The following is a 14301-nucleotide window of genomic DNA, read 5'->3' as shown; positions in this document are numbered from 1 at the left end:
AGGCAGAGCATGGCCCTCACCACCCGTCGCAGAGCCCTCACCACCCTCGGCGCCGCCCTCGCCGGCTCGGCCGCCCTCTCCGCGCCCCGGGCGTCGGCCGGCGAACACGAGCACCGGTCCCGCCCGTTGTGGCGGGCCCACGCCCACAACGACTACGAGCACCCCCGCCCCCTCCTCGACGCCCTCGACCACCGCTTCGGCAGCGTCGAGGCCGACGTCCACCTGGTCGGCGGCCGACTCCTCGTAGCCCACGATCCCGAGGACCTCGACCCGTCCCGCACCCTGGAGTCCCTCTATCTCGACCCGCTCGCCGTCCGGGTCCGCGCCCACCGCGGTTCGGTGTACCGCGGTCACCGCGGACCGCTCCAACTGCTGGTCGACATCAAGACCGAGGGCGCCTCCACCTACCTCGAACTCGACCGCCTTCTGCGCCGCTACCGGCACCTGTTCACCACCTGCGCCCACGGCAGGGTGCTGCCCGGACCAGTCACAGTCGTCGTTTCCGGCGACCGCGCGGCCCGTGCCCCCATGGAGGCCCAGCGGGTCCGCCACGCCTTCTACGACGGCCGGCTCGCCGACCTCGGCAGCGCCGCACCGGCCTCCTTCGTCCCCCTGATCAGCGACAACTGGACGCTCAACTTCACCTGGCGGGGCGTCGGCGCCTTTCCGGCCGCGGAGCGCCGGAAACTGCGCGGCATCGTGGGCGCCGCGCACGCGCGCGGGCAGCGGGTGCGGTTCTGGGCCACCCCCGACCTGCCGGGCCCCGCCCGCGACGCCCTCTGGGGCGAGCTGGTGGCGGCGGACGTCGACCACCTCAACACCGATGACCTCGCGGGCCTGGAATCCTTTCTCGACGCCCACCGGCGGGTGTGACACCACACGTTCGGAGGACAGGTCAGCAGCCCGGACGAACCCCCCGCTACGCCACACTTGCGGCCGAACGCCGCGAAACGGATGTGGCGGAGGAGGTTGACGATGGCCATTTCCATCTCTGTGGTGCTGCTGCTCTCGGTCCTTGCGGTGATCTTCCTGCGCAACGGCGGGCTGAAGATCTCCCACGCACTGGTCTGCCTGCTGCTCGGTTTCTACCTGGCCAGCACGAGCATCGCGCCCACGATCCACAGCGGCCTCACGGCGACCGCCGACATCGTCGGCGGTCTGCGGCCGTGAGGCCACCGCGCCCGGCACCGTTCAGCGGTCGGCGACCGCGTCCCGCGGCAGCACGGTGACGCGGTGGAAGTTGCACCCAGCCGACGCCGACGCCGACGGTGCGGACAGGGATCTGTTCTGGTGCGCCTTGAGGGCGACGCTCACCAGGCTCAGCAGCAGGTCCACGTCCGTGGCGCAGTCCAGGTGCACCGTCACCCAGCAGGAGTTCGGCACCAGTTGGATCGCGCTCGATCCGCTCAGGTCGTAGTGGAAGCGCTGGATGGCGCGACGAGTGAGGTGGAGGTCCACGTCCCGCGCGGAGTGGAAGTGGACGATCTCGTCACGGGCGGTGCGGAGTGCCTGCCCCGTGCCGCAACCGGCCGGACAGGCCGTGAGATCGGACCAGGTGAGCAGTGTCTCCATGGCTCGCTGCGCCGGTGTCATGACATCATCGTCGCCTGCTCAACGCCCGGACACCAGGAGTTGGGTGATTTGTAATCGAGTGGTGAGGTGGCGGGGCTGCCGGAACGCCGGCGGGAGCCCGACAGGTGATCATGTCATGGCGGCCGATGGGCTCGTGAACCGGCACCGCGTTGCCGTCCTCGGGCGCGACCGGGACGGCCGGGAGCCGAGCGGCGGTGACGCCGCCCTCGATCCGCGCGACGCCGTGCGGGAGGGGGACCGCGGCCGCCGGACGCGGTTCGTGGCCGGTCGCGCGGGACTCGAGGAAAGCCGCGCGGGCGGTCCGCGTGCTCCGGGGCCGCGCGTCAGGCCCGTTCGGCCACCGCCGCCGGGTCGTCCAGGACTCCCCGCACCACCGAGTGCGCCGCGCCCAGCAGCGGGCCCTCGGGGCCCAGCGGGGAGACGGAGACGGGACAGGCCGGTCCCGCGGTACGGCGGGCCAGTTCGGAGCGGAGCGACGGCAGCAGCCAGGGCGCGAGCCCGGACAGGGCTCCGCCCAGTACCACGCTCTCGGGGTCCAGCAGATTGACCGCCCCGGTCAGGGCGATCCCGAGCGCCGTCCCCGCGTCCTGCAGGGCGCGTCGTACGTCCGTGTCGCCCTGCTCGGCGCGGCCCGCGAGGAGGCCGACACGACCCTCGCCCGGCTCCAGTCCGGCCGCGCGCAGCACCGCCTCCTCACCGGCGTACTGCTCCAGGCAGCCCCGTCCGCCGCAGGCGCACTCCGGTCCGTCCGGCCGTACCGGTACATGGCCCAACTCGCCCGCGAAGCCGCGGTTTCCGTGCAGCAGCCGTCCGTCCACGACGACCGCGGCGCCGATGCCGATCTCGGCGGACACGTGGAGGAAGTCGCGCGGGGTGTCCTCGCCGAGCCACAGTTCGGCCAGCGCGCCGAAGTTGGCCTCGTTGGCCACGGTGAGCGGCAGGCCCGCCGGGAGCAGGTCGCCGAGGTCCGTGTCGAGCCAGCCGAGGTTCGGGGCGCGCACGACGGTCCGTGCGTCGCGCGCCACCAGACCCGGTACGGCCACGGCGAGCCCCGCCGGCCACAGGCCCTCGGCCTCCATCTCGGCGGTTACCCGCTCCGTCAGCTCGGTGAGCTCCCCGAGGACCGGCCCCGGGGAGCGGCCCCGGTTCGGGACGTGCCGCACCGCCCGCGACCGGACCCGTCCGCGCAGGTCGACCGCGCAGACCGCGAGGTGGTCGACGCCGATCTCGGCGCCGATCCCCGCGGGACCGCGCCCGCTGACGGCGAGCGCCGAGCCGGGACGGCCCACGCGTCCGGGCCGCTCGGGTCCCAGCTCCTCCAGCAGACCCGAGCGGATGAGTTCGTCGACCAGTGTGGACACCGCCGCGCGGGTCAAACCAATGCGGGAGGCGACGGCGGCCCGGGACAGCGGCCCCTCGGCGCTGACGGTGTGCATCACCCGCGAGAGGTTGCGGCGGCGCATGCCCTGCTGGGTGTCGGGCAACGCGCGCCCCGGACCGGCCGGGCGGGCCTTGTGCAGCGGTGCGCTCATTCCTCCGTCGTTCCTCGGTCTCCGCGGTCGTCGGTGCACCGACGACCGCTACGGCCGGCCCGTCGGTGCCGGCGGGTCCGTGCCTGCCGTCCTGTCTCCACCGGTCCGTGCCCGCCGGTCGGCGCCGTGCCGGCGGGTGCCGTCAGCCGACGGTCGTGCCGCGGTTCAGCAGCGGGGCCGCGTCGGAGAGTACCCCGGCCAGCCTGGTCAGCGTCTCCTCGTCCCGCTCCACGGCCTCCAGCACCGGGCCCGCCGCCGTGTCCCAGCGCCGGGCGACCGCGGCCGGGTCCTCCCCGGTGAGCAGCCCGGCGGCCTGCGCCGCCGCACCGAGCGCGACCAGTTCCCTGGCCAGGGGCACCTGCACCGACCGTCCCGACAGTCGCCGCACGGTCTGCTGCCAGGCGGCGCCCCGGGCGCCACCGCCGATCAGCAGCAGGGGCGCCGACGGGTCGGCGTCCTCGTCGAGGACGAGGTCGAGCGCGGCCAGCAGGGAGTACACGGCACCGTCGTAGGCGGCCTGGAGCAGCTGTCCGCCGGTGGTGTCGTGGCGCAGCCCGTGCAGCAGGCCGGAGGAGTGGGGGAGGTTCGGGGTGCGCTCGCCGTCCAGGAAGGGCAGCAGCGTGACACCGTGCCCGGGTTCGACGGCCTCGCGGTCCAGGTTCAGCAGCGCCGCGACCCGGTCCACGGCCAACGTGCAGTTGAGCGTGCAGGCCAGCGGCAGCCAGTCGCCGCGCGCGTCGGCGAACCCCGCCACCGTGCCGGTCGGATCGGCCGGCCTGCGCTGCGTCACTGCGTACACGGTGCCCGAGGTGCCGAGGCTCATCACCGGCGTGCCGGGACGCACCCCGAGGCCCAGCGCGGCGGCGGCGTTGTCACCGGTGCCGCACGCCACCAGGGTTCCCCTGGAGAACGGCAGGTCGTGGCTGTCGCGCACGGTCCCGGCGACCTCCCCGGGACGCACCACGCGCGGCAGCAGCGCCGGGTCGAGCCCCACGTGCGCGAGGATCTCCTCGTCGTACGCCTCCGTCCCCGAAGCCCACCATCCGGTGCCGGACGCGTCGCCGCGGTCGGTCGTGCCCTGCCCGGTGAGCCGCTCGGTGAGGTAGTCGTGGGGGAGACGGACCGCCTTGGTGGCGCGCACCGCGTCCGGCTCGTGCTCCGCCAGCCAGGCCCACTTGGTGACCGTGAAGGAGGCGGCCGGCACGCTCCCGGTGCGCTCGGCCCAGAACTTCGCGCCGCCCAGCTCCTCGATCAGCCGTCGGCCCTGCGGGGCGGAACGCACGTCGTTCCACAGCAGCGCGGGGCGGACCGGCTCGCCGTGCCCGTCCAGGGTGACCAGGCCGTGCTGCTGCCCGCCGATCGACACCGCTGCGGCCTCGTGCGCCGCCTCGCCGCACTGGCGCAGCGCCTCGGACAGGGCGTCCCACCACTGGCGCGGATCGCTCTCCCGGCCGGCCCCCGAGGTCACCGTGTGCGGGGCCTGGCCGCTCGCGACGACCCGGCCGGTGGCCACGTCGACGACCAGCGCCTTGGTGGACTGGGTGGATGTGTCCACGCCGACGACGAGCGGACCCTCGGCTGCTGACATCGGTCTCTCCCTCTTCCGCACCCGGCGGGGTGTGTCTCTTCCCAGAAATGTTCCTGCATACTAATTTGTAAACCGCCATGACGAAATAGCCCCAGCGAGCAAGGAGCCGCGGCATGAACTACCAGCCCACCCCCGAGGACAGGTTCACCTTCGGACTGTGGACCGTCGGCTGGCAGGGACGGGACCCCTTCGGCGACGCCACGCGACGGGCCCTCGACCCGGCCGAGTCGGTGCGGCGCCTGGCCGAGCTGGGAGCCCACGGCGTCACGTTCCACGACGACGACCTCATCCCCTTCGGTTCGAGCGACAGCGAGCGCGAGGAGCACATCAAGCGGTTCCGGCAGGCGCTGGACGACACCGGCATGAAGGTGCCGATGGCCACCACCAACCTGTTCACCCACCCGGTGTTCAAGGACGGCGGGTTCACCGCGAACGACCGCGACGTGCGCCGCTACGCGCTGCGCAAGACCATCCGCAACATCGACCTCGCGGTCGAGCTCGGCGCGCAGACCTACGTGGCCTGGGGCGGTCGTGAGGGCGCCGAGTCCGGTGGCGCCAAGGACGTGCGGGACGCCCTCGACCGCATGAAGGAGGCCTTCGACCTGCTCGGCGAGTACGTCACCGCCCAGGGCTACGACATCCGCTTCGCCATCGAGCCCAAGCCGAACGAGCCGCGCGGCGACATCCTGCTGCCCACCATCGGCCACGCCCTGGCGTTCATCGAGCGCCTGGAGCGCCCGGAGCTGTACGGCGTCAACCCGGAGGTCGGCCACGAGCAGATGGCCGGGCTGAACTTCCCGCACGGCATCGCGCAGGCGCTGTGGGCGGGCAAGCTCTTCCACATCGACCTCAACGGCCAGTCCGGCATCAAGTACGACCAGGACCTCCGCTTCGGCGCGGGCGACCTGCGGGCCGCGTTCTGGCTGGTGGACCTGCTGGAGTCGGCCGGGTACGAGGGCCCGCGGCACTTCGACTTCAAGCCGCCGCGGACCGAGGACTTCGACGGCGTGTGGGCCTCGGCGGCCGGTTGCATGCGCAACTACCTGATCCTCAAGGAGCGTGCGGCCGCGTTCCGCTCGGACCCGGAGGTGCAGGAGGCGCTGCGCGCGGCCCGGCTGGACCAGCTGGCCCGGCCCACGGCGGCCGACGGCCTGCAGGCCCTGCTCGACGACCGCTCCGCCTTCGAGGACTTCGACGTCGACGGGGCCGCCGCGCGGGGCATGGCCTTCGAGCGCCTGGACCAGCTGGCCATGGACCACCTGCTGGGCGCCCGGGGCTGAGACCCGGCCGCGCCCTCGCGCACGCCCGGGGGGACGGCCGCGCCCTCGGCGCGGTTCGCACCCGGTCGTGACCGACCGGGTGCGTATGCGCGGGCGTCCCGAGGCGCGGCGACCGCGCGGGCCCACGCACGCGGCGGCGCGCCACCGCACCGGCCGCCCGGCGGACACGGGGTCGTGCTCCTCCTGCTCGCCGCCGCCGTCGCGGCCGTGTCTCTCGTCGTCCTGGTGGGCACGGGCGACGACGCGCCGGACAAGGCGCCGGGCGGCAGCACGGGGACCGGCGGCCCGTCCGGCCCGCCGCCGGGCATCCCCTCCGAGCTGCCCAGCGGTCTGCCGAGCGGTCCGGAGCCGCTCCCGCCGTCCCTGGACGACGAGGAACCGCCCTGACGGCACGGCGCCGAGCCCGGCCCCCCGAAAGGACCTCCTCCGAGGCCGGTACCGCGTCCGTCCCCGCCGGGCCCCGGTGGCCGTGTTCCTCACGGTGCGACCGCCGGGGTCTCGACGGCGGGGTTCCACCAGCGGTCGTAGTGCACGACGTGCTCCGCGCGGGTGAGGTCCAGTCCGGTCCCCGCCGCCCCCGCACCGCGCGGCGGAGCGCGAGCAGGGCGTCCATCCGCGCGCGGGAGCCGAAGGCCGGGCCGAAGGGCCCGGCCCACACCTCGCCGGCGTCCGCGAGGAGCGCGGGGTCGCCCGCGCCGTGCATCTGGAGGACGGCCCGCAACGACACGTCCGCGATGTCGGCCGGGTCCGTGAGCCCGCGCACCTCGATTTGCGGGGACAGCCGTACGCCGGCGCCGTGGCCTGCGGCGACGTCGGCTGCCCGGGCCCGCAGCCCGGGCAGCCGCTGCGGCCCCGGTGCCGCGAAGGCGGCGGTGCCGGTCACGAGGTGGGCGGCGGGGGAGCGGGGGAGGGCGCCGGCGACCGCGTCGAGGAAGGCGCGCAGCAGCCGTTCGGGCTCGGGCGATCGCGACGGCACGGTGCCGTCCGCGCGTCGTGGCCTTCCGGGCGGGAGGCCCGCCACGGGTTCTCGGAGACCCTAGGGATGCACCTCAGGGACGTCTCGGGGTCGTGGTCCGGAACCGCCGAGGGCGCGGGCCCGTTCTCACGGCAGAGAGCGGCAGCGGCCGCGAAGGAGGCGACACTCATGTCGAAGAACGCCAAGATCGCCGCGGGGGGTGCGGCGGCCGGACTGATCCTGCTCATCTGGCTGCCCTGGTGGGCCGCGCTCCTGATCGTGCTGGGAGTCCCGGCCGCCGCGTACCTCGCCCTGGACCCCGCACAGCGGCGCAGGCTGCGCCGCGTCTCGCACAAGGAGCTGGGCCGCTGACCTTCTGCGCGCCTTCCGCCACTCCCCGTCGAGCGCGGCCACCCGCACGTGGGTCCGCCGCGGTGCGGCTGCGGGGCCGTGCAGTCCGACTGCTGCCGCCGCGGCGCGCCCCGTACTTCGCCCGGCGGAACCGGGAGACCAAGAGCTCCTCGAACGGCTACCGGTCGGCCGACCCGGGCACCGAACCCGTTCCGGGGCTGCGGGGTCGCCCGGTGCGGCATCCGGCCTGAGTGCCCGGCCATGCGGCCGGGCGCGCGGCCGGGCGCTCAGGCCGTGCGGACGGCCAGCGTCAGGAAGCGCGTGTCCTCGTCGGCGTACGACGTCATGCGCCACCCCGAACGGGACAGCAGCGCGCGGAGGTTGTGCTCCGCGCGGAGATCGTCCGGGGTGAGCGTACGACCCTGCCGGGCGGCGAGCGCCGCCCGGCCGATCGGATGGAACAGCGCGAGCACGCCACCCGGCCGTACCACCCGCGCGATCTCCCGGAGGCTGTCGGCCGGGTCGGGCAGATGGGCGATCAGACCCGCCGCGAACACGGCGTCCAGCGCGGACGGGCGCAGCGGCAGCGCGGCGACGTCGGTCAGCAGCAGCGCCCCGTCGCGGTCCCGTCCGGCCCGTGCCGCCTCCCGCAGCATGGCCGGCGTCAGGTCCGCGCCGAGGACCACGCCCGAGGGGCCCACGGCCGCACGCAGCGGAGGCAGGGCGCGCCCGGTGCCGCAGCCCGCGTCGAGCACCCGGTCCCCCTCGCGCAGACCGAGTCCGGCGACCGCGGCGGCGTAGGCCGGACCGTCGTCGGGGAAGCGGCGGTCCCAGTCGGCGGCACGCGCGGTGAAGAACTCCTGGACGTGGGTGTGGTCGTCGCTCATACTCCGCATGATCCCCCACCGGGACGGGCGATGTCCTTGCGCGCACGCTCGAGCGTGACGCGGTCGTCCCGGTGCGCCGCCGCGTCATGTTCCAGCCGTTTCCGAAACGCGTTCCCTTCGCGCGTCCGCACCCTCTGGCGTCCCGGGCCATGGGGCCCCTGGACCACGCCGCGCCAGGACGGCGCATCCTCGTGCTGTCGTACACGATGGCCGGCGCCGGACCGCGCCGGACCGTCCGCGCGCTCGCCGCCACCGGCCTCCGCTCCCGTGAGCGCCTCCTCCGCGAGGTGATCCAGGAGCTGAGGGCTCGTGGGTGACACCGCGCCACGGCCGGGACACCGCGCGGCGACGCCTCCCGGGTCCGCGGCACACCGTGTCCCCGCCGACCGCGGCCGGCGCTCCGGAGGAGAGCGGCCGACGGCCCCCGAACACTTTCGACGCCCCCGGCTACGAGACGGCCGCACCGGCTACGAGACGGCCGCACCGGCGCTGAAGACACCGGTCGCCGACGGGCTCGGCGGGGGCGGGGCCGTCCTGGTGGCGCGGTCAGCGAGATCCGGCTGCTGCGTACCGGGGGACTGCTCGGCGAAGCAGGCCGGCCGGTGGACGACACCGGCGGCGTGGGCCGGAGGGGCACCACGACCGTCGCCGTGGACTTCGGGCGCATCACCATCCGCTCGGGACCCTCCCCGTGCCTCTTCGGCGCCCCGGGCCAGTACCGCCTTCGGTTCCTGTGGGACGAGCCGGAGCAGGACGCCCCGGGCGCGGTGGTCCTCGCGGACACCAGGCGCCTGGAGGACTGCTTCCTCGCGGTGGACTGCTTCGAGCACCGGCGGATCCGTCCGCCGTCGCCGTCAACCGCTTCGTGGGGCCCGGAGCCACGGCACGGAAGACGTCTGCCACGCGCTCGACCTGGACGCCGGAACGCCCGTCGTGGTCGCGCGGCGCACGCGCCCCGGGGAGGGAGGTGCTGATCCGGCTCGTCGAGTACACCGGACGCGTACACCCCGCCCGGCTGCCCGACTCGGTGGAATGCCCGCGGGATCCGGGCTCGCGCCACTGTTCCCCGGTCATCTTCCGCCCCTTGGCCCCGACCTCCTCCTTGCCCGGCGCCCGGTCGTGGGGAAGGCTGGCGCCGGAGCCCTCCCGCCAGGAGGGAACGGCACACGGGGCAGACCACGGGGAAGACCAGGGGGAGACACACGACATGGCGCAGAACCAGGGACTCGACTGGCTGCTGGACGACCTGACCCAGCGAGTCGAACACGTACGGCACGCGCTGGTCCTGTCCAACGACGGGTTGGTGACGGGTGCGAGCACGGGGCTGCGGCGCGAGGACGCGGAGCACCTGGCCGCCGTCTCGTCCGGACTGCACAGCCTTGCCAAGGGCTCGGGACGGCACTTCGGCGCGGGCGGGGTGCGCCAGACGATGATCGAGTTCGACGACGCGGTGCTCTTCGTCACCGCGGCGGGCGCCGGCAGTTGCCTGTGCGTACTCAGCGGGGCGGAGGCCGACATCGGCCAGATCGCGTACGAGATGACCTTGCTGGTCAACCGGGTCGGCGAGCACCTGGGCGTGGACGCCCGCCAGCCGGGACCCGACACACAAATCTGACCTGCGGGTTCGTCCTTCGGCGTGGAGTTATCCACAGGCTTGCCACGGAGAGTGACGGAGCGGATACGGTTCTTCCGGGCTGGCGCACCCGGCGCCGACCGCCCACACTCCACGGGGGAGGACGAACATGCCCGGACAGCACACCGTCGCGCACGACATCACCGCCACTGCCGGGCGGTCCGTGGCGGCCCGGGACGCCTGGGTCGGTCCGGGCCGAGCGGCCCGCGAACTCGGCCTCAAGGAAACCGAGTTCGACCTCGCCGTGCAGCTCGGGCGGATCCGTACGCTCCCCGGCGGCGACAGAGGGGGCCGACGGGTGGCCCGGGCCGAGATCGAGCGGCTCCGCGCCGGGCCGGGGTTCCCGGAGACCCTGCGCCGGAGTGTGCAGGCGGTGGACACCACGGAGGGCGCAGCCCTCATCGACGTGTCGAAGACCCGTTTCACCGGCCTCGCGAGGCTGGGACTGCTGGCGCCCGTGAAGTTCCGCCTGAACCGCCGCCGTGCCGTGGTCTGGCTCTATCCGGCCGAGGAGCTACGGCTTTTCGGGGCCGACGACAGGAACACGCCCCTGCTGACGGGGCGTACGCCCGAGAGCTTCGGAAGCCAGCTCGACACCGGCGTCGACCTGCGCCCGCGGAACTGGCGCACCCGGCAGCTGGGCTTCCTGCTCCGCCGGGCCGGCGACCCCTGGGCGCGTGCCGGGGCCGTGGCGTCGCTGCTCGACCCGCTGCACGTGTCAGAGGCCGTCCCGGACCCCTACGACCGCTTCCACCTCAACCGGTTCCGCAGGCCGCCACCGTCCCACGGCGCGCCCGGCTCACCGGCCGCGAACCTGGCGGAAGAGCTCATGACCGCTCAGGAAGCGGACGAGGTCGCCCGGCTGCAGGCCGACTTGACCAGGCTGACGGAGGAGGCGCGGGCACACCGGCCGGCGCCCCGTCCCGCTCCTCGCAGCCCCGGACCGGGCCGGCGGAAGCGGGAAGCCGCCGAACCGGGCCGCGAGACGCCCCGCGGCCTGCCGACCCGGTGGTGGCGCGGAAACCGGTGACCTACAGCGCCCGGAACAGTCCTTCCTGGACGACGGACACCAGCATCCGGCCCTCCAGGTCGTAGATCCGGCCGCGGGCCAGGCCCCGCCCGCCCGTGGCGATCGGCGACTCCTGGTCGTACAGGAACCACTCGTCGGCGCGGAACGGACGGTGGAACCACATGGCGTGGTCCAGCGACGCCATGTCGAAGCCCCGCGGCCCCCACAGCGGCTCCACCGGGATCCGCACGGCGTCCAGGAGGGTCATGTCACTGGCGTACGTCAGGGCACAGGTGTGCACCAGCGGGTCGTCCCCGAGCGGGCCGACCGCGCGCATCCACACCGCGCTGCGCGGCTCGGAGTCCTTGACGGCGTCGGCGTCCCAGCGCAGCCGGTCCACGTAGCGGATGTCGAAGGGCTGACGGCGCGCCATCCGCTCCAACTGCTCGGGCAGCGCGCCCAGATGCTCACGGATCTCGTCCGACACCGTCGGCAGCGACTCGGGGTGCGGAACCTGACGGGCCGGCGGCAGCTGGTGTTCGAAGCTTCCCTGTTCAGGCTTGTGGAAGGAGGCGGTCAGATTGAAGATCGTGCGTCCCTGCTGCACCGCGGTGACCCGGCGGGTCGTGAACGACCGGCCGTCGCGCACCCGCTCGACCTGGTACACGATCGGCACCCCGGGGCGGCCCGGGCGAAGGAAGTACGCGTGCAGGGAGTGCACGGGACGGTCGCCCTCCGTGGTGCGGCCGGCGGCGACCAGGGCCTGGCCGGCCACCTGGCCGCCGAAGACCCGCTGGAGGGACTCCTGCGGGCTGCGGCCACGGAATATGTCGACCTCGATCTGCTCCAGGTCGAGCAGGGCGACGAGGCTCTCTGCCGGATTCGTCATGGGTGGGTCTCTCCTGTACTCACAGCTGGCCGACATCGGTGACGCGGACGACCGCACGGCCCTCCGCGTCGGAGGCGGTGAGGTCGACCTCGGCGCTGATGCCCCAGTCGTGGTCGCCGCTGGGGTCGTCGAAGATCTGCCGGACCCGCCACAGCCCGTTCTGCGGCTCCTCCTCGATCAGCAGCAGCTTCGGCCCGCGGGCGTCGGGGCCGGTGCCGAGCTCCTCGTACTCGTCCCAGTACTTGTCCATCGCCTCGCCCCAGGCGTCCGCGTCCCAGCCGCCCTCGGCGTCCAGCTCGCCCAGTTCCCCCACCTGATCGAGGGCGGCGAGCTCGACCCGGCGGAACATGGCGTTGCGGACCAGGACGCGGAAGGCACGCGCGTTGGCGGTGACCGGCTTGACCTGGTCGGCCCTCTCCTGCGCCTCCTCGGCGGTCATCTCCTCCGGGTTGGCCAGCTGCTCCCACTCGTCCAGCAGGCTGGAGTCGACCTGGCGCACCGTCTCGCCCAGCCAGGCGATCAGGTCCTCCAGGTCCTCCGACTTCAGGTCGTCCGGGACGGTGTGCTCCAGCGCCTTGTAGGCGCTCGCGAGGTAGCGCAGCACGATGCCCTCGGTGCGGGCCAGCTCGTAGTGGGACACCAGCTCGGTGAACGACAGCGCCCGCTCGTACATGTCCCGGATCACGGACTTCGGCGACAGCGGATGGTCACCGACCCAGGGGTGGCTCCTGCGGTAGGTGTCGTAGGCGTGGAAGAGCAGCTCCTCCAGCGGCTTCGGGTAGGTGATGTCCTGGAGCCGCTCCATGCGCTCCTCGTACTCCACGCCGTCGGCCTTCATCGCGGCGACCGCCTCGCCGCGCGCCTTGTTCTGCTGGGCGGCGAGGATCTGGCGCGGATCGTCCAGCGTGGACTCCACGACGGACACCATGTCCAGCGCGTACGACGGCGACTCGGGGTCCAGCAGCTCGAACGCGGCGAGCGCGAACGTGGACAGTGGCTGGTTCAGTGCGAAGTCCTGCTGCAGGTCCACGGTGAGGCGGACGATCCGGCCCTCGGCGTCCGGCCGGTCGAGCTTCTCGACGATGCCGCCGTCCAGCAGCGACCGGTAGATGGCGATCGCCCGCCGGATGTGCCGCAACTGCTGCTTGCGCGGCTCGTGGTTGTCCTCCAGCAGTCGTCGCATGGCCTCGAAGGCGTTGCCGGGCCGGGCGATCACCGACAACAGCATGGTGTGCGTGACCCGGAAGCGGGAGGTCAGCGGCTCCGGCTCGGAGGCGATGAGTTTCTCGAAGGTCTGCTCGCTCCAGGCGACGAAACCCTCGGGCGCCTTCTTGCGCACGACCTTGCGGCGCTTCTTCGGGTCGTCTCCGGCCTTGGCCAGCGCCTTCTCGTTCTCGATGACGTGCTCGGGGGCCTGGGCCACCACGAAGCCCTCGGTGTCGAAGCCGGCGCGGCCGGCACGGCCCGCGATCTGGTGGAACTCACGGGCCCGCAGCGTGCGCACGCGGCTGCCGTCGTACTTGGTCAGGGCCGTGAACAGCACCGTGCGGATGGGGACGTTGACACCCACCCCGAGCGTGTCGGTGCCGCAGATGACCTTCAGCAGACCGGCCTGCGCGAGTTTCTCCACCAGCCGCCGGTACTTGGGCAGCATGCCGGCGTGGTGCACGCCGATGCCGTGCCGGACGTAGCGGGACAGATTGCGGCCGAACTTGGTGGTGAAGCGGAAGTTGCCGATCAGCTCGGCGATCCGGTCCTTCTCCTCACGCGTGCACATGTTGATGCTCATCAGCGCCTGCGCCCGCTCCACCGCCTGCGCCTGCGTGAAGTGCACGATGTAGACCGGCGCCTGCCGGGCCTCGAGCAGATCGGTGAGCGTCTCGGTGAGCGGCGTGTACCGGTACTCGTAGGACAGCGGCACGGGCCGGGTCGCGGAGCGGACCACGGCGGTGGGACGGCCGGTACGGCGGGTGAGGTCCTTCTCGAAGAAGGAGACGTCGCCGAGCGTCGCCGACATCAGCACGAACTGCGCCTGCGGCAGCTCCAGGAGCGGAATCTGCCAGGCCCAGCCGCGGTCCCCTTCCGCGTAGAAGTGGAACTCGTCCATCACGACCTGGCCCACGTCGGCGTCCTTGCCGTCGCGCAGCGCGATCGACGCCAGCACCTCGGCGGTGCAGCAGATGACCGGGGCGTCGGCGTTGACGGACGCGTCGCCGGTGAGCATGCCGACGTTCTCCGTGCCGAAGATCTTGCACAGCTCGAAGAACTTCTCGGACACCAGCGCCTTGATGGGCGCCGTGTAGAAGGTGACCTCGTCGCGCGCCAGGGCGGCGAAGTGGGCAGCCGCCGCAATCATGCTCTTGCCGGAACCCGTGGGCGTCGACACGACCACGTTCGCCCCGGAGACCACCTCGATCAGCGCCTCCTCCTGGTGGGGATAGAGGGTGAGACCGCGTTCCCGGGTCCACGACTCGAAGGCTTCGTAGAGGGCGTCGGGGTCGGCGGTCGGCGGCAGCTGATCGATGAGGGTCACGCCCCCATCTTGCCTGCCCGCCCGCCCGATGGGGGAATCGGCTGCGGGCGC

14 protein-coding genes and 3 pseudogenes are annotated in these 14301 nt (G+C 73.4%); 10 read left to right on the top strand and 7 right to left on the bottom strand.

Going from position 1 to position 14301, the window contains the following annotated elements:
- Nucleotides 1–9: 9 nt before the first annotated feature.
- Nucleotides 10–873 (top strand): phosphatidylinositol-specific phospholipase C/glycerophosphodiester phosphodiesterase family protein, encoded by an 864-nt coding sequence (locus KYY02_RS17850; protein ID WP_371238961.1) that lies wholly within the window; start codon nt 10–12, stop codon nt 871–873.
- A gap of 102 nt (nt 874–975) precedes the next feature.
- Nucleotides 976–1170, top strand: a complete 195-nt coding sequence (locus tag KYY02_RS17845; protein WP_073934709.1) for a hypothetical protein — start codon at nt 976–978, stop codon at nt 1168–1170.
- A gap of 21 nt (nt 1171–1191) precedes the next feature.
- On the opposite strand, the gene KYY02_RS17840 is transcribed toward KYY02_RS17845, so the two are convergent.
- The 3 genes from KYY02_RS17840 to xylB form a co-directional block, all read right to left on the bottom strand.
- Complete coding sequence (locus KYY02_RS17840; protein WP_371238960.1) at nt 1192–1593, bottom strand: luciferase domain-containing protein; 402 nt, start codon at nt 1591–1593, stop codon at nt 1192–1194.
- Nucleotides 1594–1916: 323 nt separating this feature from the next.
- On the bottom strand, nt 1917–3125 hold the full coding sequence (locus KYY02_RS17835; protein ID WP_371238959.1) for an ROK family protein: 1209 nt from the start codon (nt 3123–3125) through the stop codon (nt 1917–1919).
- A 142-nt stretch (nt 3126–3267) separates the two neighbouring features.
- Complete coding sequence (gene xylB / locus KYY02_RS17830) at nt 3268–4713, bottom strand: xylulokinase (RefSeq protein WP_371238958.1); 1446 nt, start codon at nt 4711–4713, stop codon at nt 3268–3270.
- A 113-nt stretch (nt 4714–4826) separates the two neighbouring features.
- On the opposite strand from xylB, the gene xylA reads away from it, so the two are divergent.
- Complete coding sequence (gene xylA, locus KYY02_RS17825) at nt 4827–5993, top strand: xylose isomerase (RefSeq protein ID WP_371238957.1); 1167 nt, start codon at nt 4827–4829, stop codon at nt 5991–5993.
- A 174-nt stretch (nt 5994–6167) separates the two neighbouring features.
- The gene (locus KYY02_RS17820) at nt 6168–6380 is read left to right on the top strand and encodes a hypothetical protein (RefSeq protein ID WP_371238956.1); all 213 of its coding nucleotides are present in this window, start codon (nt 6168–6170) and stop codon (nt 6378–6380) included.
- A 190-nt stretch (nt 6381–6570) separates the two neighbouring features.
- On the opposite strand, the pseudogene KYY02_RS17810 reads toward KYY02_RS17820, so the two are convergent.
- A pseudogene (locus KYY02_RS17810) lies at nt 6571–7026 on the bottom strand (ATP-dependent helicase); the annotation flags it as partial.
- Between the two features lie 111 nt (nt 7027–7137).
- On the opposite strand from KYY02_RS17810, the gene KYY02_RS17805 reads away from it, so the two are divergent.
- Both KYY02_RS17805 and KYY02_RS17800 read left to right on the top strand, forming a co-directional pair.
- On the top strand, nt 7138–7320 hold the full coding sequence (locus tag KYY02_RS17805) for a tail-anchor membrane protein (protein ID WP_371238955.1): 183 nt from the start codon (nt 7138–7140) through the stop codon (nt 7318–7320).
- A 1-nt stretch (nt 7321) separates the two neighbouring features.
- Nucleotides 7322–7550: pseudogene (locus tag KYY02_RS17800) on the top strand (oxygenase MpaB family protein); the annotation flags it as partial.
- A 36-nt stretch (nt 7551–7586) separates the two neighbouring features.
- Here the strand turns inward: KYY02_RS17800 and KYY02_RS17795 are convergent.
- A complete protein-coding gene (locus tag KYY02_RS17795; RefSeq protein ID WP_371238954.1) occupies nt 7587–8186 on the bottom strand; it encodes a class I SAM-dependent methyltransferase in 600 nt (199 codons plus the stop codon).
- Between the two features lie 149 nt (nt 8187–8335).
- On the opposite strand from KYY02_RS17795, the gene KYY02_RS17790 reads away from it, so the two are divergent.
- The 4 genes and pseudogenes from KYY02_RS17790 (at nt 8336) to KYY02_RS17775 (ending at nt 10849) form a co-directional block, all read left to right on the top strand.
- Complete coding sequence (locus KYY02_RS17790) at nt 8336–8503, top strand: hypothetical protein (protein ID WP_371238953.1); 168 nt, start codon at nt 8336–8338, stop codon at nt 8501–8503.
- Nucleotides 8504–8675: 172 nt separating this feature from the next.
- Nucleotides 8676–9216, top strand: a pseudogene (locus KYY02_RS17785) (GTP-binding protein); the annotation flags it as partial.
- Between the two features lie 177 nt (nt 9217–9393).
- On the top strand, nt 9394–9801 hold the full coding sequence (locus tag KYY02_RS17780) for a roadblock/LC7 domain-containing protein (protein ID WP_371239081.1): 408 nt from the start codon (nt 9394–9396) through the stop codon (nt 9799–9801).
- Between the two features lie 127 nt (nt 9802–9928).
- A complete protein-coding gene (locus KYY02_RS17775) occupies nt 9929–10849 on the top strand; it encodes a DUF6397 family protein (protein ID WP_371238952.1) in 921 nt (306 codons plus the stop codon).
- A gap of 1 nt (nt 10850) precedes the next feature.
- On the opposite strand, the gene KYY02_RS17770 is transcribed toward KYY02_RS17775, so the two are convergent.
- The gene (locus KYY02_RS17770; RefSeq protein ID WP_371238951.1) at nt 10851–11717 is read right to left on the bottom strand and encodes an acyl-CoA thioesterase; all 867 of its coding nucleotides are present in this window, start codon (nt 11715–11717) and stop codon (nt 10851–10853) included.
- A gap of 19 nt (nt 11718–11736) precedes the next feature.
- The gene (locus KYY02_RS17765; RefSeq protein WP_371238950.1) at nt 11737–14250 is read right to left on the bottom strand and encodes a DEAD/DEAH box helicase; all 2514 of its coding nucleotides are present in this window, start codon (nt 14248–14250) and stop codon (nt 11737–11739) included.
- Nucleotides 14251–14301 lie beyond the last annotated feature (51 nt).

Source organism: Streptomyces pimonensis (assembly GCF_041380215.1).
Lineage (GTDB): Bacteria > Actinomycetota > Actinomycetes > Streptomycetales > Streptomycetaceae > Streptomyces > Streptomyces pimonensis.
The sequence above is the reverse complement of the archived record's forward strand: the minus strand, read 5'-3'. Positions and strand labels throughout refer to the sequence as shown.

What these genes read in the sequence shown, in the direction of transcription:
- KYY02_RS17850 (WP_371238961.1), top strand. Translation starts at nt 10, where the DNA reads ATGGCCCTCACCACCCGTCGCAGAGCCCTCACCACCCTCGGCGCCGCC.
- KYY02_RS17845 (WP_073934709.1), top strand. Translation starts at nt 976, where the DNA reads ATGGCCATTTCCATCTCTGTGGTGCTGCTGCTCTCGGTCCTTGCGGTG.
- KYY02_RS17840 (WP_371238960.1), bottom strand. Translation starts at nt 1,593, where the DNA reads ATGACACCGGCGCAGCGAGCCATGGAGACACTGCTCACCTGGTCCGAT.
- KYY02_RS17835 (WP_371238959.1), bottom strand. Translation starts at nt 3,125, where the DNA reads ATGAGCGCACCGCTGCACAAGGCCCGCCCGGCCGGTCCGGGGCGCGCG.
- xylB (WP_371238958.1), bottom strand. Translation starts at nt 4,713, where the DNA reads ATGTCAGCAGCCGAGGGTCCGCTCGTCGTCGGCGTGGACACATCCACC.
- xylA (WP_371238957.1), top strand. Translation starts at nt 4,827, where the DNA reads ATGAACTACCAGCCCACCCCCGAGGACAGGTTCACCTTCGGACTGTGG.
- KYY02_RS17805 (WP_371238955.1), top strand. Translation starts at nt 7,138, where the DNA reads ATGTCGAAGAACGCCAAGATCGCCGCGGGGGGTGCGGCGGCCGGACTG.
- KYY02_RS17795 (WP_371238954.1), bottom strand. Translation starts at nt 8,186, where the DNA reads ATGAGCGACGACCACACCCACGTCCAGGAGTTCTTCACCGCGCGTGCC.
- KYY02_RS17790 (WP_371238953.1), top strand. Translation starts at nt 8,336, where the DNA reads ATGGGGCCCCTGGACCACGCCGCGCCAGGACGGCGCATCCTCGTGCTG.
- KYY02_RS17780 (WP_371239081.1), top strand. Translation starts at nt 9,394, where the DNA reads ATGGCGCAGAACCAGGGACTCGACTGGCTGCTGGACGACCTGACCCAG.
- KYY02_RS17775 (WP_371238952.1), top strand. Translation starts at nt 9,929, where the DNA reads ATGCCCGGACAGCACACCGTCGCGCACGACATCACCGCCACTGCCGGG.
- KYY02_RS17770 (WP_371238951.1), bottom strand. Translation starts at nt 11,717, where the DNA reads ATGACGAATCCGGCAGAGAGCCTCGTCGCCCTGCTCGACCTGGAGCAG.